Origin of the sequence: Pseudonocardia sp. ICBG1293, assembly GCF_020131355.1 — a bacterium.
Taxonomy (GTDB): Bacteria; Actinomycetota; Actinomycetes; order Mycobacteriales; family Pseudonocardiaceae; genus Pseudonocardia.
On sequence record NZ_JAHLEL010000060.1, the window covers coordinates 1 to 17,371 of the forward strand.

13 protein-coding genes and 7 pseudogenes are annotated in these 17,371 nt (G+C 66.5%); 12 read left to right on the forward strand and 8 right to left on the reverse strand.

Going from position 1 to position 17,371, the window contains the following annotated elements:
- Nucleotides 1–1,117: 1,117 nt before the first annotated feature.
- From KPF47_RS34125 to KPF47_RS34140, 4 genes are all read right to left on the reverse strand, one after another.
- Complete coding sequence (locus tag KPF47_RS34125; protein ID WP_224389088.1) at nucleotides 1,118–1,759, reverse strand: plasmid pRiA4b ORF-3 family protein; 642 nt, start codon at nucleotides 1,757–1,759, stop codon at nucleotides 1,118–1,120.
- 86 nt (nucleotides 1,760–1,845) lie between these two features.
- Nucleotides 1,846–2,838: a hypothetical protein gene (locus KPF47_RS34130; RefSeq protein WP_224392784.1), complete on the reverse strand. Its 993-nt coding sequence runs from the start codon at nucleotides 2,836–2,838 to the stop codon at nucleotides 1,846–1,848.
- The gene (locus KPF47_RS34135; protein WP_224392785.1) at nucleotides 2,835–3,407 is read right to left on the reverse strand and encodes a hypothetical protein; all 573 of its coding nucleotides are present in this window, start codon (nucleotides 3,405–3,407) and stop codon (nucleotides 2,835–2,837) included. The genes KPF47_RS34130 and KPF47_RS34135 overlap by 4 nt, the downstream gene beginning before the upstream one ends.
- A gap of 5 nt (nucleotides 3,408–3,412) precedes the next feature.
- Entirely contained in the window at nucleotides 3,413–3,967 is a 555-nt protein-coding gene (locus tag KPF47_RS34140) for a hypothetical protein (protein ID WP_224392786.1), read from the reverse strand.
- A gap of 361 nt (nucleotides 3,968–4,328) precedes the next feature.
- Between KPF47_RS34140 and KPF47_RS34145 the strand changes: the two genes are divergently transcribed.
- From KPF47_RS34145 to KPF47_RS34180, 8 genes and pseudogenes are all read left to right on the forward strand, one after another.
- Nucleotides 4,329–4,622: a transposase gene (locus tag KPF47_RS34145; RefSeq protein WP_224392787.1), complete on the forward strand. Its 294-nt coding sequence runs from the start codon at nucleotides 4,329–4,331 to the stop codon at nucleotides 4,620–4,622.
- 47 nt (nucleotides 4,623–4,669) lie between these two features.
- Nucleotides 4,670–5,503, forward strand: coding sequence for an IS3 family transposase (locus KPF47_RS34150; RefSeq protein ID WP_308015375.1), 834 nt, complete (start codon nucleotides 4,670–4,672; stop codon nucleotides 5,501–5,503).
- A gap of 59 nt (nucleotides 5,504–5,562) precedes the next feature.
- Nucleotides 5,563–5,907 (forward strand): annotated as a pseudogene (locus KPF47_RS34155) (transposase); the annotation flags it as partial.
- A 91-nt stretch (nucleotides 5,908–5,998) separates the two neighbouring features.
- A pseudogene (locus KPF47_RS34160) lies at nucleotides 5,999–6,733 on the forward strand (IS5 family transposase); the annotation flags it as partial.
- Nucleotides 6,714–7,226: pseudogene (locus tag KPF47_RS34165) on the forward strand (transposase); the annotation flags it as partial. The pseudogenes KPF47_RS34160 and KPF47_RS34165, both read left to right, overlap by 20 nt.
- 69 nt (nucleotides 7,227–7,295) lie before the next feature.
- Nucleotides 7,296–7,832, forward strand: a pseudogene (locus tag KPF47_RS34170) (IS1634 family transposase); the annotation flags it as partial.
- Nucleotides 7,833–7,901: 69 nt separating this feature from the next.
- Nucleotides 7,902–8,213, forward strand: coding sequence for a transposase (locus KPF47_RS34175; protein ID WP_224388530.1), 312 nt, complete (start codon nucleotides 7,902–7,904; stop codon nucleotides 8,211–8,213).
- Nucleotides 8,210–9,106 (forward strand): IS3 family transposase, encoded by an 897-nt coding sequence (locus KPF47_RS34180; RefSeq protein ID WP_224388528.1) that lies wholly within the window; start codon nucleotides 8,210–8,212, stop codon nucleotides 9,104–9,106. The genes KPF47_RS34175 and KPF47_RS34180 overlap by 4 nt, the downstream gene beginning before the upstream one ends.
- 30 nt (nucleotides 9,107–9,136) lie before the next feature.
- On the opposite strand, the pseudogene KPF47_RS34185 reads toward KPF47_RS34180, so the two are convergent.
- Nucleotides 9,137–9,721 (reverse strand): annotated as a pseudogene (locus KPF47_RS34185) (IS5/IS1182 family transposase); the annotation flags it as partial.
- 170 nt (nucleotides 9,722–9,891) lie between these two features.
- Between KPF47_RS34185 and KPF47_RS34190 the strand changes: the two are divergent.
- A pseudogene (locus KPF47_RS34190) lies at nucleotides 9,892–10,484 on the forward strand (plasmid pRiA4b ORF-3 family protein).
- A gap of 31 nt (nucleotides 10,485–10,515) precedes the next feature.
- On the opposite strand, the gene KPF47_RS34195 reads toward KPF47_RS34190, so the two are convergent.
- The 3 genes and pseudogenes from KPF47_RS34195 to KPF47_RS34205 form a co-directional block, all read right to left on the reverse strand.
- On the reverse strand, nucleotides 10,516–11,355 hold the full coding sequence (locus KPF47_RS34195) for an IS5 family transposase (RefSeq protein ID WP_224386569.1): 840 nt from the start codon (nucleotides 11,353–11,355) through the stop codon (nucleotides 10,516–10,518).
- A 12-nt stretch (nucleotides 11,356–11,367) separates the two neighbouring features.
- Complete coding sequence (locus KPF47_RS34200) at nucleotides 11,368–11,859, reverse strand: hypothetical protein (RefSeq protein ID WP_224392789.1); 492 nt, start codon at nucleotides 11,857–11,859, stop codon at nucleotides 11,368–11,370.
- Between the two features lie 378 nt (nucleotides 11,860–12,237).
- Nucleotides 12,238–13,009: pseudogene (locus KPF47_RS34205) on the reverse strand (transposase family protein).
- Between the two features lie 524 nt (nucleotides 13,010–13,533).
- Between KPF47_RS34205 and KPF47_RS34210 the strand changes: the two are divergent.
- Genes KPF47_RS34210 through KPF47_RS34220 form a run of 3 tightly spaced genes read left to right on the forward strand, consistent with a single transcriptional unit; the run spans nucleotide 13,534 to nucleotide 17,342 of the window.
- Complete coding sequence (locus KPF47_RS34210) at nucleotides 13,534–14,256, forward strand: MgtC/SapB family protein (protein WP_224392790.1); 723 nt, start codon at nucleotides 13,534–13,536, stop codon at nucleotides 14,254–14,256.
- Nucleotides 14,257–14,262: 6 nt separating this feature from the next.
- Nucleotides 14,263–16,005, forward strand: coding sequence for an ABC transporter permease subunit (locus KPF47_RS34215; protein ID WP_224392791.1), 1,743 nt, complete (start codon nucleotides 14,263–14,265; stop codon nucleotides 16,003–16,005).
- A gap of 23 nt (nucleotides 16,006–16,028) precedes the next feature.
- Nucleotides 16,029–17,342: a nitrate/sulfonate/bicarbonate ABC transporter ATP-binding protein gene (locus tag KPF47_RS34220; protein WP_224392792.1), complete on the forward strand. Its 1,314-nt coding sequence runs from the start codon at nucleotides 16,029–16,031 to the stop codon at nucleotides 17,340–17,342.
- Nucleotides 17,343–17,371 lie beyond the last annotated feature (29 nt).

A 17,371-nucleotide genomic window follows, 5' to 3' on the forward strand; every position in this document is an offset into this window, starting at 1 on the left:
GCGGGAGACATGTCAGGTGTGGGAGGAGCGCCTGGGTGTGGTGCGGACGGCGGGTGCGGATCGGTCGTCGGTGACGGGTCCGTCGCGGGCGGAGTTGGAGAAGGCCGCCCGCCTGGGGCTGGGAGAGATCTCGGAGTCGTCGTCGCGGGAGTGGTTGCGGCGTCAGGTGCGTGCGGTGGCGGTGCAGGCGCGGGATGCGGAGGGGTTCGTGGCGGTGTTGTCGCGTCGGGGGGTGTCGGTGCGGCCTCGTTATGCGGTGGTGGGGGACCGGGACAGTGGGATGGTCGGGTATGCGGTGTCGGTGCCGGGGGATAAGACCGCTGCGGGGCGGCCGGTGTGGTTCTCGGGTCGGCGGTTGGCGGCGGGATCTGTCGTTGCCGAATCTGAGAGCTCGGTGGGCATCCGCTGTTCCGGTTCCCGGGCAGCCGACCACGGAGGGGAGTCGGGCGGCGGCGGTGTGGGTGTCTTCGGAGTGTCGGGCGGGCGGCGGTGGAAGGTGCGGTGTCGGCGATGGAGCAGGCGACCGCAGCGCTGTCGTCGGGGAGTCTCTCTGATCTGGATGGGGACGGTGTCGCGCACGCGGCGGGGGACATGCTGGCCGCGGTCGGTGTCGTCACCGCGGTCCAGGATCCTGAGGGGCGGGTGTCGCGGGTGGCGGGGGATGTGTTCGACCGGGCGACTCGGGTCCCGGGGCGGGTGTTGCCGGTGCGGTGGCCTCTGGTGGCTGTGGGGTTGCGGTCGGCGGCGTGGGAGTTGGCGGCGGTCCGGCACCTGAGTGAGTCCGGTGAGGCGGATGCGGCCCGGTTGATCGTCGCGTTGGCGGCGGTGGTCGCGGAGGTGGCGGCGTTGCGGGAGGCACAGCGGCGTCCGGCGCAGGCCGCGGCGGCCCGGCGGAGCTATGACACGTTGGCTGCTGTCCCGGTTGCTGCAGCTGCTGTGGTGTCGGCGTGGTCGGTGTCTCGGTCGCCGAAGGTGGGGCACAGTCGTGGGCAGGAGCCGCCGCGGCCGGTGAGGCCGGTGGCGTCGCGGCGGGCCCCGTTCCGGGACCGTGGTCAGGGGCCGGAACGGAGCCCTGGGCTGTAGAGGGCTGCAACGTCCCCGGCTGAGCTTGTGGGTGTCACAGCATCAGGTGGAGGGCGGTGTTGGTGGCGTCGAGGTCGAAGTGGTGGGGGTCGTACTGGTCAGATCCCCACCAGTGGACTCGGTCGGCGTGTTCGGGGTGGTGGGGGTCGGCGAGTGCGTCGAGGAATTCGGCGTAGCCGAATGCTCCGCCGACGTCTTCGGGTGGGCAGGCGCCGTGGCCGTCGATACAGCGCGGGTAGCGCACTCCGGGCTCAGCGGTGATGAGTGCGGTGACGGTCAGGGTGTGGTGCCAGTTGTCGCCGAAGTCGTAGACGTAGTCGGCTTCCTGTCCGAGGGTGAGCACGCGGGCCAGTGTGGTGGCCCCTTCGTCGAGGGTGCGGTCGCCGAGGTCCCCGGCGGGGTCCCAGTCCGGGTCCGGGATGCTGTAGCAGTCCTGGTTGATGGTGAATTCGTGCAAGTGGGAGTTCTCCCAGCCCATCGCTTCCTGGATGACCTGGTGCAAGACCGCGAGGGTGGCATCGCCGGGGACCTCCACGACCCGGTAGACGGCTGGTTCGACCTCGACCAGTGTGATCTCGATCCGGAAGATCGCCGCGGGGCCGGCCCCCGCTGCCGGGTTCGGCGCAGCGCCGGTCGTGGGCGCTGCTGCTGGTGCTGCGGTGTCCGCTTGTGTCATGGCGGCGATGCTCCCACCATTGGCTAGGACATGGCCTCGGACACTGCCTCGCCCGGGGACGCTTCGGTCCCCGGGCCGCTCCATTTCTACAGTTCGGGGGCTGCGTCGCGGATGAGGTCGGTGGCGTAGTTCTCCCGTCGGATGCGCTGGTCCTGATACAGCAGGGCGGTCGCGCCGATGCCGTAGCTGGAGCCGAGGCCGAACACCACGGTCAGCACAGCGGCGGCGGTGCCGATCGCGACCCAGAGTGGGCCGGCGATCCCGATCACGGCGGCGAAAGCGATTGCAGGCAGGGTGATCAGGGTGGTCGGGATCAGGATGAGCACGCTGATCGCGGCCAGCACGGCGAAGCAGCGCCACCAGGACCGGTGGACCAGGTCGAAGGAGCGGCGTAGCGCGGCCCCGGCGGTGAGTCCTTCGACGATCACCGCGGCGGGGGCGAAGGCGATCAGGACCGAGACGTAGATCAGCAGCAGGACCGCTGCCACGGTCAGGATCCCGGCGACCGTGCTGATGGTGTCGCCGTTGCCGGCCGGGTCGGGGGTGCCCCAGGACGGGGCTGCTGCGGCGGTTTCGATGATGGTCGGGATCAGGCTGATCAGGGTGACGACCGCCCACACGGTGTAGAGGGCCCGCAGGTGGGGGCGGGCGGTGGCCCAGGCCTGGGACAGGGTGAGGCGGGGTCGGCCGAGGACGGCGGGGCGCAGGGTGGACAGCACGACCCCCAGGGCGGGTGGGGCCACGATGAAGCAGAGCGCGACCAGTGCGAGGGTGAACAACACCTCCTGCGGCGAAGTCCCCACGGGAGCGGCTTGCGCTGCGGTTTCTGCTGCGGCCGGGTCGGCTGCCGCGGCATCGGCGATGGCGGGGCCCGGGTCGAGGAGCCACCACCCGGCCAACACACCGCCCCCGACCAGCAGGAGTGCTTCCAGCAGTGCCGGGACCAGCACCGCTACCGGGTTCGCCCGGACGAACCGGACCGCCGTGGCGGCGATCTGATGCCACCGCAACGCCTGCAACGCTATGATCCCCGGACGCGGCACCGGCTCCCAGGATTCCGCGGGGCCCTCTGCGTTCATGGAGTACCTTCTTCGTCTGCGGGATTGTTTGCGAGGTCTGATGTGCGGCGGATGTCGTCCTCGGTGATTAGTGAGGGATCGTCACCGCGGCGTAGGGCGGCTCGGCGAGCTGCCAGGAGTTCGTCGCTCGGACCGGGTTGCCATGGTTTTAACCACACTATCTCGACGATTCCTCCGCAGAGCGCCACAGTTCCTGAATAGACGACAAGAAAGGCGGGATCGATCCTGAACATCCAGCCTGAAGCGATGGCGACACCAAATGTGAGGACAGCGTAGAATAGGTTCCAGTAGTACCAGGGGCATCCCCTTAGCCTTGCTAGGATAAAGCCCTTAAAGGCGGCGATTAAATTGGCAATCAGGTAGATCGATATGGCGGCGCCAGCTATCCGAAGTTCCTGATTTTCAGGTACTTGCAGTAGGCCCACCCAGAGGTACCCGAAGCCCGCTAGGAGTGCCGCGCCGAGGACTGGGAGCCATCCAATAAATCCGAGTATGAGGGTGACCCAAAAGCTGATCCATCGGACTTCGGCGAGGGAGCAACGTGACTGCTGCGGCGCGTCGTCTGACATGCCTGTCAGATGTTCCCACACTTGGCGATGACACCGTCGATCCCGATGATCTTCTGCAGGATCGCGATGGATTCCTTGCCCAGCTCTGACAGGCTCGGATTTGTCCGTACTGCCTTGAGCGCAGCCATCAAGGAGCCGTGAAGCTTCTTCGCGTCCCGGATAATCTTGAGGATTTTTGCTCCGGGGATCCCGGTGGTGATGATGAACTCGCCCAGCGCGGCGAGACAGGCTGCAACCCCGACCGGATTGAGTCGATCGTGAGATGCGCTCCGCAGGAGTGCATTGCGGACGGCGTGCGAATTGTCGCGCTGGTCAGCAGGCAGAGAGGCCAGAGCGCGTTCCAGCTCTGACGCGATCCGCTCCAGCGTTCGTGCGATCTCTTCATCGCTGTGATTGGAGGGGAGCGCCGCGCGAAGAGATGCGACTGGCGTACTGATGGAAGCGGGTGCCGGCGCGTGCTGCACGGGTGCAGTGGCGGTGAATCCGGTGGTCATGCTCATCGGGATCGCGGCCGCCAGGATCACGGTGACGGCGCGTTGTGTGTACGTCGTCGTGCTCACGCTCTGCAGTGCAGCACGCCGCAGATGAGTCAGTCAAGATCGGGTACGTATCGAGTGTATGCGTCCGCGAAACGTGTTATTTAGTGCAGATGCTGCCGGAAACCGCATACATGCGTGTTGTCGTCTGATTAGTGGTGTTGTCGTGGTGTGTAGGTGTTCTGTCGTTTCCGCGTGAATCGGGCCGGTCGCGTCGGTGCGGGCTGCGCCGGGGCAGCTCCTGCTGCGCTGTCGATGGTCTTGGTGATGGTGTCGGCGGCCGTGGGGTCGCGTCGGGGCTCTCGTCTGCTGCCATATGAGCTTGGCCCCTGGTACCGGACACCTGTCCTGAGGCGGACGCCGTCCGCCGGGAAGGATGTCGTTCGTGCCCGCTCCTCACCCGCCGGAGTTCCGGCAACGCGCTATCGACCTGGCCCGTTCGAAGGTCAAGCCGATCTCGGAAATCGCCAAGGACCTGTCGTTGTCGGAGTCGTGTCTGCGGAACTGGGTCTCCCAGGCCGACGCAGACGACGGTGACCTGCGCTCCACACGTCTGTCGAGCGCGGAGAAAAGTGAGATCGTCGAACTCCGAAAGAAGGCCCGCCGGATCGAGATCGAGAACGAGATCCTCAAGCGTGCTGCCGCGTACTTCGCCCGGGAGAACATCCTCCCAAAGTAGTTTTCCCGCTGGTCCGTGAACTCGCCGACGATGGATTCGACGTCGCGGTGACCTGCCGGGTCCTTGGCGTCCGCCGCCAGGGCTACTACGAATGGCACTCCGGGGCGACATCGCTACGGACGCAGGAGAACGAACTGCTCCTCAAACACATCGAGAAAATCCACGCAGAGTCCCGGGGCACCTACGGATGGCCACGTGTGCACGCCGAGCTCACCCTCGGACTCGGTATCACGGTGAACCACAAACGCGTCGCTCGGCTGATGCGCCAGGCCGGGATCCAGGGCCTCTACCGGCGACGCAACCACGGCTGCACCGTCCGGGACCAGCACGCCGACCCCTACACCGACCTGGTCGACCGCGACTTCACCGTCGACGGACCGGATGAGATCTGGTGCACCGACATCACCGAACACCCCACCCGAGAAGGGAAAGTCTACTGCGCGGCAGTCATCGATGTATTCTCCCGGAAAGCAGTCGGATGGTCCATCGCCGACAACATGCGCACCGAACTCGTCATCGACGCCCTCGGCATGGCCATACTCCGCCGACGCCCGCAATACCACGCCACGATCCTACATTCCGACCACGGCACCCAATTCACATCATGGGCATTCGGTCGACGTCTGGTCGCCGCTGGAATCGTCCCATCGATGGGCTCGATCGGAGATTGCTACGATAACTCTCTGGTCGAATCATTCTGGGGTACCATGCAACTCGAACTGCTCGATTCCAGAACCTGGAAAACCCGCGCAGAGCTTGCCACCGCCATCTTCGAATGGATAGAATGCTGGTACAATCCGTTACGGCGCCATTCCAGTATTGGGATGCTCTCCCCGAACGACTTCGAAGCAGCCCACACCCCGCCCGACCACACCCACTGACCCCACACCGTCGGTGTCCGGACTACGGGGCCAAGCTCAAACCGACCCTGATCGGGATCTACGACATGATCGGGCCGCTGCCCGAGCGACCGTGCCTGCACCTGGACCGGGGCTATGACTCAGGCAAGACCTGCGATCTGCTCGAACGACTCGGGTTCGACGCACAGATCGCCACCAAGGGCCGGCCCGCCCCGATCCAGGTCGGTAAGCGGTGGCCGGTCGAGCGCACCCATTCCTGGATGAACGGCTACGGCAAGCTCCGCCGCTTCACCGACCGGCGCACCGTCATCGCCGCGTTCTACCTCGACCTCGCCGCCGCACTCACCGTGATCCGCAGACTGATCAACGCGGCCCGCAACCGCTACCGCTGGCCGGATAGGCCCACCACCCGCCGGCTGCGGTAACGATCAATTGCCGGGCGTTCTAAGAGGTCGTTTCAGAAGTCGGCGTGTCGGTCCTGTGTGGATCGGCGCTGGTAGCTGATCATGTCCGGTCGTGGCGCGGCGATCTTGTGTCGAGCGATTGGTGAGCGACGAGCTGTGGGCGCTGGTGGAGCCGCTGCTGCCCAAGCCGCGCAAGCACAAGCGGGGACGGACAGGCCGTCCGCGGGTGCCGGATCGGGCCGCTCTGGCCGGGATCGTGTTCGTGCTCAAGACCGGGATCAGCTGGAACGCGCTGCCCGCCGAGCTCGGCTGTGGGTCCGGAGTGACCTGCTGGCGGCGGCTACGGCAGTGGCAGCAGGCCGGGGTCTGGGCCCAGCTGCACCGGGTGATGCTCGACCGCCTCGCCCAGCAGGGCCTGCTGGACTGGTCGCGGGCGGCGGTGGACAGCGTGAGCGTGCGGGCCAAGCGCCGCGGCGAGGCCACCGGGCCCTCGCCGACCGATCGCGGGAAGGCGGGCAGCAAGTACCACGTGCTCTGCGACCGAGGCGGGCTCCCGCTGCATGCGCTGGTCACCGGGGCGAACACCCACGACAGTCGGATGCTCGCCCCGCTGCTGGACACCAACCCCGGCGTCCGCGAACGGGCGGGACAGCCGGGGCGTCCGCGACGTCGGCCGGACAAGGTGCACGCCGACAAGGGCTACGACTATCCCCGCTGCCGCCGCTACCTGAGTGGGCGTGGGATCGGGGTGCGGATCGCCCGGCGCGGGATCGAGGACTCCACCCGGCTCGGGCGGGTCCGCTGGGTCGTCGAGCGCACCATGTCCTGGCTGCTGGACTTCCGCCGGCGGCGGCGAGGTCGCCGGTCCGTCGCCGGTGGACCGGCGCAAACAGGGTATGAAACGTTCGGTGCTCGTCGAGGGATACGGCATCCCGCTGGGCCGAGTCCTGGCCGGAGCCAACCGGCACGACTCCCCGCTACTGGGCCCCACCCTCGACCGCCTCGATGCTCTCGGCCCGCTGCCCGACGACATCACCGTGCACCTCGACGCCGGCTATGACTCCGGCAAGACCCGCGACACGCTGGCCGAACGAGGCCTGCACGGCGAGATCGCGCACAAGGGTGAGAAAGCGCCGATCCAGGCCACCCGCCGCTGGCACGTCGAGCGGACCAACGCTTGGCACAACAGCTTCAACCGGCTGCAGCGCTGCTACGAACGACGAGAAATCGTCGTCGACGCGTTCTTCGACCTCGCCGACACGATCGTCACACTCCGTAGCTTGATTCGGCAGGCCTGGACCACACACCGCTGGAACGCCCGACCTGCACGACGTCCATGATCACCAACCAATCCGCGCGACCTCTAAACGAGGGTTCGTAGGCTCGGGTCTGTGGCGTACGTGCGCACGGTGCGGACCGGGTCGGGAGCGACTGCGGTCCAGATCGTGCACGGCTCACGGGCTGGCTCCCGCGATATCGAGCACCTGGGCTCCGCCCACGACCCGGACGCGGTCGAAGCGCTCAAGGCTGCGGCCCGCCAGCGCCTGGCCGGTGGACAGGGCGAGCTGGAACTCGACCTGGGCGAGGCCGGTGCTGCTGTGGCGGCGGCGAGTGGATCGGGGCCGTTGCCGATCGCCTCCTCGCGGATGACTCCGCTGTGGGACGCGCTCAACGCGGCCTACGGCCAGCTCGGTTTTGACGTTGCGACCAGCGGCGATGAGGTGTTCTGTCACCTGGTGCTGGCGCGGATCATCGAGGCGACCAGCAAGCTCGACAGCCTGCGTGTCCTGGCCGAGGCGGGTGTCGAGACCGTCTCCTATGCCACGGTGAAACGCCGTTTGCAGCGCTATGCCGACGACAGCTGGCGGCGTGGGCTGGCCGCGGCCTGCGCCGCGCATGCGGCGCTGGGGCCGGCGTCGTTGGTGCTCTACGACGTCTCGACGCTTGAGGTTCCCCCGCTTTGCCGGAGTGTCTGAACACTGGTTCGATCTTGAGGGCCAGGAAGGAAGGCACTGGTGCCCGCACCGAAAAAGTACCCCGATGAGCTGCGCGAACGAGCGGTTCGGCTGTATCGGGAGTCCGACCCTCGCCCGACGTTCCGGGGGCTCGCCGAGCAGCTCGGGGTGCATCACGAGGCCCTGCGCAACTGGGTCCGTCAGGCCGAGGCAGACACCGGCGAGCGCCATGATCGGCCGTCGACCGACATGCTCGCCGAGAACCGCCGGCTCGCGCGGGAGAACGCTGAGCTGCGGCGGGTCAACGAGGTCCTGCGCGCGGCGAGCGCCTATTTCGCCAGCGAGATCGGCCCGACCCGGAGGAAATCATGAGCTTCGTCGATGCCCATGATTTCCCCGCCGGTCTCGTACTACGGGTCCTGAACATCGCGGCCCCGACCTACTACGACTGGCGCGCCCGCCGCGCGAACCCCTCTCAGCGGCAGCTCGACGACGCCGTCCTGCTTGAGCAGATCGTGAAGATCCGCTCGGTGAGCGAGTTCGCCACCACCTACGGATCCCCGCGGGTGTGGCTGGAGCTGCGCCGCCAGGGCGTGCACGTCGGGCGCAAGCGCGTCGCTCGGATCATGCGCGAGCACGGCCTTCAGGGCGCGCACCTGCGTCGCGGCTGGAAGGGCGGCTCGACCCGGCAGAATCCGGCCCACCGCCCGGCGCCGGACCTGCTCGAACGCGACTTCACCGCGACCGCGCCCAACCGGGTGTGGGTGGCGGACCTGACTCGCATCGTCACCGGTGAGGGCGTGTTGTGGCTGGCCTCGGTGCGGGACGCGTTCTCCAACCGGGTCGTCGGCTGGGCCACCGACCCGCGAGCCACGACGGTGCTGGTGCTGACCGCGCTCAACCACGCGCTGCGCTCCCGGAGCCTGCGTCCCGGTCAGTTGATCTTTCACAGCGACAAGGGGGCCCAATACACGGCACTGCGATTCACTCAGCGCCTGGTCGACGCGGGTGTCGCCCCGTCGACAGGGTCCACAGGGGACAGCTATGACAACGCCCTCGCCGAGAACCTGTGGTCCACGCTCAAGATCGAGCTGCTCTACTGGCCCGGGACGGGCTTCGCGACCCGCTGCGAGGCCGAGCATGCGCTGATCCGCTACCTCGACGGCTGGTACAACCCGCGCCGGATCCAGGCCCGCCTCGGAGGGCTCTCACCCGACGAGTACGAAGACGACTATCGTCGCGCCCAGCGCGACGCCGACAGGTAACCCGCACTCCGGCAAACCGGGGGAAGCTCAGGTCTTGCCTGAGTCATAGCCCCGGTCCAGGTGCAGGCACGGTCGCTCGGGCAGCGGCCCGATCATGTCGTAGATCCCGATCAGGGTCGGTTTCAGCAACGGCGAGTCGTGGTCATTGGCGCGGGCGCTGATCAGGTGCAGCGGGATCCCCGCACCGTCGCAGACCACGGAGCGTTTGGTGCCCTGTTTGCCCCGGTCGACCGGGTTACAGCCGGCGACCTCGCCACCGCAGGGAGCCTTGGTGATCGCTCCGTCGGCAGACAGATCGTCGAGGTCGAGACCGATCATCTAGTCATAGCCGGCCAGCGCGGCCCGAAGGACCTGCTCCCCGACGCCGGCGGCGGCCCACTGGGCGAGACGGCGGCGGATCGTGCGGTCCGAGCAGCCGGGGGTGGCAATGCGTTCGTAGCCGCTGCCGTGCACCAACGCCGCGAGCACGTGCTCGAACACCAGGCGGTCGGGGATACGGCGGCGGTGACATCCCCACGGATGGGCCGGGTCGAACTCCGGGCGCCGCTCTGCCTCGATCAGGGCAGCGAACTCGACCCAGAGGGGGTCGATCAGCGATTCTGGCAATAGAGGCACGGACCCTCCAGGCGACCATCAGGACATCAGCAATCCCATGATCACTTGCAGGTCCGTGTCTCTACCAACACCGACACACGGCCACCTCTACTGCCGGACGCTCTAAGACGTCGTTTCAGAAGTGGTGGGCCCGGTTCTGCCGGTGACGGCGGGGCTGGCAGCATCGGCTGATGGTCGCGCCTCGTGTGTCTGAGAAGACGAAGATTTTCGAGTTGGAGATCGTCCTGACCGAGGTGGTGCCGGCGGTCCGGCGTCGGGTGCAGGTGCCGGGCGAGGTCGACTTGGCGGTGTTGCACGAGGTGGTGCAGTCAGTGATGGGCTGGACGAACTCTCATCTGCACGAGTTCGAGATCGTCGGGCGCCGCTACGGGATCCCAGACCCGGACTGGCCCGGACAGGATGTCGCCGACGAGACGAAAGAGAAGCTGTTTCGGCTGGTCAAGGCTGGTGACCGGTTCGGTTACGTCTACGACTTCGGTGACAACTGGGCCCACGAGATCACCGTCGAGGCGGTCGCGGCCGTCGAGCCGGGAGTGTGCTATCCGCGATGCGTCGCCGGGCAGGGGGCGTGCCCGCCCGAGGACGTCGGCGGGATCGGGGGTATGAGGACTTCCAGGCCGTGCTCGCCGACCCTGACCATCCCGACCGCGCCGAGCGCCTGGAGTGGGCGGGCGGGCCGTTCGACCCGCACCGCTTCGACCCTGACGAGGCCGACCGGGCCTTGGAGTGGCTGGCCTGGCGGCCGCTGGCCCCGACCTCGTAGGCGAGTGCCTCAGCGAGGGCTGGGTCGACCATCACTTCGGCTTCGGCTTGGTGAGGCGGCGGTGGCAGATCAGGGCGCAGGCCAGCGATAACAGCGCGGTGATCGTGGATTCGGCGCGGTCGTAGCGCAGCGCGAGGCGGCGGAAGTCCAGCAGCCAGGACATGGTGCGCTCGACGACCCAGCGGACCCGCCCGAGCCGGGTGGAGTCCTCGATCCCGCGCCGGGCGATCCGCACCCCGATCCCACGCCCACTCAGGTAGCGGCGGCAGCGGGGATAGTCGTAGCCCTTGTCGGCGTGCACCTTGTCCGGCCGACGTCGCGGACGCCCCGGCTGTCCCGCCCGTTCGCGGACGCCGGGGTTGGTGTCCAGCAGCGGGGCGAGCATCCGACTGTCGTGGGTGTTCGCCCCGGTGACCAGCGCATGCAGCGGGAGCCCGCCTCGGTCGCAGAGCACGTGGTACTTGCTGCCCGCCTTCCCGCGATCGGTCGGCGAGGGCCCGGTGGCCTCGCCGCGGCGCTTGGCCCGCACGCTCACGCTGTCCACCGCCGCCCGCGACCAGTCCAGCAGGCCCTGCTGGGCGAGGCGGTCGAGCATCACCCGGTGCAGCTGGGCCCAGACCCCGGCCTGCTGCCACTGCCGTAGCCGCCGCCAGCAGGTCACTCCGGACCCACAGCCGAGCTCGGCGGGCAGCGCGTTCCAGCTGATCCCGGTCTTGAGCACGAACACGATCCCGGCCAGAGCGGCCCGATCCGGCACCCGCGGACGGCCTGTCCGTCCCCGCTTGTGCTTGCGCGGCTTGGGCAGCAGCGGCTCCACCAGCGCCCACAGCTCGTCGCTCACCAATCGCTCGACACAAGATCGCCGCGCCACGACCGGACATGATCAGCTACCAGCGCCGATCCACACAGGACCGACACGCCGACTTCTGAAACGACCTCTAATCTGAGCCAAGTCGGGTTTCAACGTGCGTTGGTGGCCGTGGGTGACTTCGTCGCGCAGGGCGGTGGCGAGGTCGCGGTCGGGCACGACGACGAACACCGAGAGCTCTTTCTCTCCGGAGCGGCCGTGGGCCCACAGTCCCCAGCAGCCCTGGCCGCCGGAGGGGGCGTGATCGGGTAGGGGGCCGATGGTGGTGTGGACGGTCCACCCGAACTGCGGGTCCAGGCTGGCCAGGCCCTCGAACCCGGCCGTGGCGGCGGTGTCGGTGGTGGCGGCGTGGCGGAAGGCGGTCTCGTCGTCGGCGGCCATCGCCGCGACCCGCGGGTCGAGATCGCGCGTGTACTGGGCGCCCCGGCGCAGCGCGGCCTGCTGGTCGCTGAACGCCGCCCGGCCCTGGTCGAGGCGGTGTTGACGCAGGGTGGTCGCGATGGTCAACGCGAGGCACCTGAACTCAAACGCTGACATGTCCTGTACCGGCTCCGCTGCTGCCCCCGCCGCGCAGACATCGTCATCGCCGCGACCACCGTCCTGAACCGGATCGAAACCCGCCGCTGACCAGCAGAATCACGATGGAAAAGGCTGGCTGATCTCGAGTTCCCGGCCCCGGGCCTCCAGACAGGGCCCCGGGGTCAAGCCCACCCGATAGCGGGATTTATGGCGCGGCACTCACTAAAGCATGGTTATTGTTAACGACAGTTGGCAGCATAGGTTCGTCCGCTCCTGACGCAGAGCAGCAGGACGGTCGCGGGTATGCGTGAGGAAGAGTTGTGATGGGGGACCGATAAAGGAGCCTTTTCATCGTGATTCTGCTGGTCAGCGGCGGGTTTCGATCCGGTTCAGGACGGTGGTCGCGGCGATGACGATGTCTGCGCGGCGGGGGCAGCAGCGGAGCCGGTACAGGACATGTCAGCGTTTGAGTTCAGGGACGACCTGCTCGACCCGGTACCGGATACGCCAGGTTCACTGTTTTCTGCCCGGCCGACGAGCGAGGGCGGGGGCGGACTCGGTGACGCTTGTACGGGGTCCGCACCGTTCCACCAGCGCCTTGGTAGGCCTTGTCTGCCCAGGTCTCGATGTTCCGACTGGTCACCATGGTGACCACGCCGGTTTGGCGGGCGGCGGTCACATCGTGGGTGGACCCGGGCAACGGTGGGGAAGCCCAGATCAGCCGGCCGAACGGGTCGGCGAGGACCTGCACGTTCACGCCGTGACGGCGATGCCGCCCGGAGTAGTAGCGACGCTGCCTAGCGACTCGGTCAATCGGGATCAGCGTTCTATCCAGGATCGCCCAGGCCAGAGCCCCGATTCGATGTCCGAGCCGGTCGATGTCCTCAGCCAGGGTGGCGAGCAGGGGCAGAGTGTCGCGGACGTAGCGCCAGGCGGTACTGGTCGCGACCCCGAACCCGGCGGCAAGCCGGGCGTAGGTGTCGCCGTTGCGCGGGTGAGCAAGCACGAGCAGGGCCTACTGACGGGCGGTGATCCGCCACCACCGTCCAGCACTGTCACGTCGCTGCCGGCGGATCATGGTGCCGAGCTGGGCAAGAGTGTGGGTCGACACCGCGACCGCAGCAGGATAGGACAACACGCCGCTCTCTCCGCCCCGCTGACCAGCGGATTCACGATTAAAAAGGCTCAAGGAAGTAGCCGCCAGACTACTAGCTCGTCGGATTTCGGGCGGGTGAGGTTGACATACCTCGGAGACCTGAGTGGCATCGTTGACCGACGACTTTGGCTGATCGTAGCGCTGTTCCTTGGTTTATGCCGTGACGGCCCCGTTGGGGTAAGACCGGGTACGTCCCAAGGGACTGTGAGCTGCACAGATGCCCCTTAGAGGTCATTTCAGAACGAGGTCGACGTGTCTGTTGTAGACGACAAGCGGCTATCTGACCTGCCGTTTGATCTGTCGTCGAGGGGTCAATGGAAACTCGACAAGTCGTTCTGAAACGACCTCTTAGAGGTTGTCGCAGAAGTCTCGCGAACAAGATCGCCGGTCGAGCGGCCGGTTTCACTGCCAGCCGATCCCTGTTTCAGCCGGCGCCCACGACACAGAGACCAAGGACTTCTGCAATAATCTCTTAGCTACTACCAGGTAGAAAGGAGCGGACGTAAATGGAGATTGCGGAGATGCTCCTCCGCCTGGGCGCTGGTGTCGGGCTGGGTACACTTATTGGGTTCGAGCGCCAGTACCGCGCCCGGATGGCTGGGTTGCGTACTAACGCCCTCGTGGCGGCAGGTGCGGCGTTGTTTGTGTTGTTATCTGCATACGGATTCGGCGGGAGCACCGCTGATCCGACCAGGGTTGCGGCGCAGATTGTGTCCGGCATTGGGTTTCTCGGAGCTGGGGTGATCCTGCGCGACGGTCTGACCGTGCGCGGGTTGAACACTGCTGCCACTCTGTGGTGCTCGGCTGCGGTGGGCTCGCTGGCTGGCGCCGGGCTCTACGAGATCGCGGTGGCTGGGACGGTGGTGGTGGTGGTGGTCAACGTGGTGCTGCGTCCGTTGGGTCGGGTGGTGGACCGCCGGCCGGACACTGGGCGGGAGGCACCGGCGAGGTACACGTTCCGCGCCGTTACCCAAGATAAGAGTGAAGCACACGTGCGGAACCTGTTGGTGCAGGACCTGTCCCGCACTGACTTTGCGTTGCAGTCGGTTGAGAGCAGGAACGCTGGCGCCGTCAACTTGGTGGAGGTATGTGCGGCGCTGACCGCCGAGCAACGCGATGACAAACAGATGGAGGCTGCTGTCAGCCGACTATCCCTTGAGCCATCGGTGACCAGCGTCCGCTGGCAGGTTGACGACCGCTGCTCCGGCCGCGACGAGGAAGACAGGTAGTCCGCGATGTCCTCACTACGCATATTCTTTCCCGCCCGCGGGGTTCTTACCCATCCCGGGCGCACCGCTGCCGACGTAATTGTGTTCCTCGGAGCTGCTGTCCTGTTATGGCTGATTGTGCGGCTTGCTTACGGCACAACAGCGCCTTGGGAAGCAGAAACCGCACCGTCCGCAGTGTCCACCGATCCGTCGAACCTTCCGTACTACGCGGGGCGTTCGCTGCTACGGATGTTCGCCGCGCTCGCGGTCTCGGTGATCTTCACCTTCGTTTACGCTACGGCTGCGGCGCGGCTGCGGCGTGCAGAGAAGGTGATGCTACCCATTCTAGACATTCTCCAGTCTGTTCCAGTCCTGGGCTTCCTCGCGGTTACGATCACCGGGTTCATCATGCTGTTCCCCGGGTCGGAGCTGGGGTTGGAGTTCGCGTCGATCTTCGCGATCTTCACCTCACAGGCGTGGAACATGACCTTCGCCTTCTATCACTCGCTATCCACTCAGCCCCGTGAACTCGACGAGGCGGCGCGGTTGCTGCGGTTGTCGCGGTGGCAGCGGTTCTGGCGGTTCGACGTCCCCAGCGGCATGATTCCGCTGGTCTGGAACGGAATGATGAGCTTCGGCGGGGGTTGGTTCTTCCTAACGGCCTCGGAAGCCCTCAGCGTCAACAACCAGAGCTACGCGTTACCCGGCATCGGCGCCTTTGTCGCGGCCGCAAGCGACCGCGGCGAACTCGACAAGGTCTTCCTCGCGATCGTGGTGATGATCGTCATGGTGATCGGAGTGAATGTACTGTTCTGGCGGCCGTTGACCGCTTGGGCCGAGCGCTTCCGCGTCGAGGAGTCCGAGGCGGCCGAGGGCCCCCGCAGCCTCACTCTCGACCTGCTCCGTCGCTCTCGCATCCCCACCATGCTGGGCGTGGTCTTCGCGCCGCTGGTGCACCCGATCGATCGAGGCATGGCCGTGTTCGGGCTCGCCGAGTACCCACTGCGCACTTCCTCGGTGCGCCGCCGCGCAGAGGATGCGATCTTCGCGGTAGTGGTATCGATAGCTATCGCCTACGCGCTATACCACATGGTCGTTTTCATCGCCGGCACCACCGGCTTCGCCGAGGTCGGGCACGCCCTGTTCCTCGGATTGATCACCTTCGCCCGCGTCATCGCGCTCATCGCCGTATCCACGCTCGTCTGGGTACCCATCGGGGTCTGGATCGGGCTCAACCCGCGCGTGTCCAGGCTTGCTCAACCCGTCGTCCAGGTGCTGGCCAGTTTCCCGGCGAACTTCCTGTTCCCACTCATCACCGCTGTGCTGGTGGCCACCGGTATCTCCTTGGACTGGGGCGGCATCTTACTCATGGCCCTCGGGGCGCAGTGGTACATTCTGTTCAACGTCATCGCGGGCGCCTCCGCCACACCGAACGACCTTCGCGAGGCAGCCAACAGCCTCCAACTCACAGGAGGCCTGCGGTGGCGCAAGCTGATCCTCCCAGCGATCTTTCCCAGCTACGTGACCGGTGGCATCACCGCTGCTGGCGGCGCCTGGAACGCGTCCATCGTTGCCGAAATCGTGTCGTACGACGGTCTCACTCTCACCGCCACCGGACTGGGTGCCTACATCAGCGAAGCTACCGGCACTGGAAACGCTGGCCAGATCCTCGTCGGCGTTGCCGTCATGAGCTTCTACGTCGTCGGCCTCAACCGCCTGGTATGGCGCCCTCTCTACGCCCTGTCTGAACGCCGCTTCTCTCTGTCCTGACCCTACGGGCCCTGGAGGTTTCCATGTCTAGCAACGAACTACTCGTCTCCGTCGAGAACATCGACAAGAGCTTCACCGGTTCCGCAGGCGACGAACTACCGGTTCTTGAAAACGTCACCCTCGAGCTACGCGCGGGGGAGATCGTAGCGCTGCTCGGTCGGTCCGGTTCGGGAAAATCCACTCTGCTCCGCATGATCGCCGGGTTGATCGCCCCCACCCGTGGTTCGGTGCGCTACTGCGGGATCGAACTCAACGGTGCCAATCCCAGCACCGCCATGGTCTTCCAGACCTTTGCCCTCATGCCATGGCTGACAGTTCAGGACAACGTCGAACTCGGCCTCGCCGCTCGCGGCGTCGCCCCCCGCCACCGGCGCGAACGTGCACTGAAGGCGATCGACATGATCGGCCTCGATGGGTTCGAGTCCGCCTATCCCAAAGAACTCTCCGGTGGAATGCGCCAGCGTGTCGGGTTCGCACGCGCCTTGGTGCTCGAGCCCGCCCTGCTGCTCATGGACGAGCCCTTCTCCGCGCTCGACGTACTCACCGCCGAGAACCTCCGCAATGAACTCATGAGCCTGTGGGCCACCGAACACTTCCCCACCAAGGGGATCTGCATCGTCACTCACAACATCGAAGAAGCCGTCCTGCTCGCCGACCGCATCCTCGTCCTGGGCGCCAACCCCGGTCACATCCGCGACGAAATTCACGTCGATCTCCCGCGATCCCGCGACCGCAAGTCCGCTCCATTCGATATAGCAGTGGACCGGCTCTACGAGCTGGTCACCGGCGGCGAACCCGGCACAGTCGAACTCGAACCCACCGAAGCCACCCCCACCGCTCGACCTCTCCCCACCGCATCCGTCGGCGGTATAGCCGGACTAACCGAAATTCTCTACGCCAAGGGCGGGCGTGCTGATCTGGCCGACATCGCTGCCGTCCTCACGTTCGAAATCGACGACCTGCTGCCGATCATCGACGCCGCTACCATGCTCGACTTCGTCCGCGTCGAAGGCGGCAACCTTATCGGCACACCCATCGGCAAGGAATTCGCCACCTCAGACATCCAGCGCAGCAAGCAGATCTTCGCCCGACAGGCCCACCACCGTGTACCCCTGGTCCGTACCATCTGCCAAGCCTTGGCCAGCAGCTCCACCGGTAAATTGCGCGCCGGTTTCTTTCGTGACCTGCTGCGCCGCGGCTTCGGTCTCGACGATGCCCGGCAGCAGCTCGACACCGCTATCGACTGGGGGCGCTACGCCGAACTGTACGACTACAACACCACCAGCGACACGATCACTACCGATCAGGAAGTCAATTTCCGCCCAACCACCAGCTGAGGGGCCTGTGCAAGGACCGGTGGTTCCGG

Coding starts and splice junctions, on each gene's coding strand:
- KPF47_RS34125 (WP_224389088.1), bottom strand. CDS start 1,759: ATGACACAAGCGGACACCGCAGCACCAGCAGCAGCGCCCACGACCGGC.
- KPF47_RS34130 (WP_224392784.1), bottom strand. CDS start 2,838: ATGAACGCAGAGGGCCCCGCGGAATCCTGGGAGCCGGTGCCGCGTCCG.
- KPF47_RS34135 (WP_224392785.1), bottom strand. CDS start 3,407: ATGTCAGACGACGCGCCGCAGCAGTCACGTTGCTCCCTCGCCGAAGTC.
- KPF47_RS34180 (WP_224388528.1), top strand. CDS start 8,210: ATGAGCTTCGTCGATGCCCATGATTTCCCCGCCGGTCTCGTACTACGG.
- KPF47_RS34210 (WP_224392790.1), top strand. CDS start 13,534: ATGGAGATTGCGGAGATGCTCCTCCGCCTGGGCGCTGGTGTCGGGCTG.
- KPF47_RS34215 (WP_224392791.1), top strand. CDS start 14,263: ATGTCCTCACTACGCATATTCTTTCCCGCCCGCGGGGTTCTTACCCAT.
- KPF47_RS34220 (WP_224392792.1), top strand. CDS start 16,029: ATGTCTAGCAACGAACTACTCGTCTCCGTCGAGAACATCGACAAGAGC.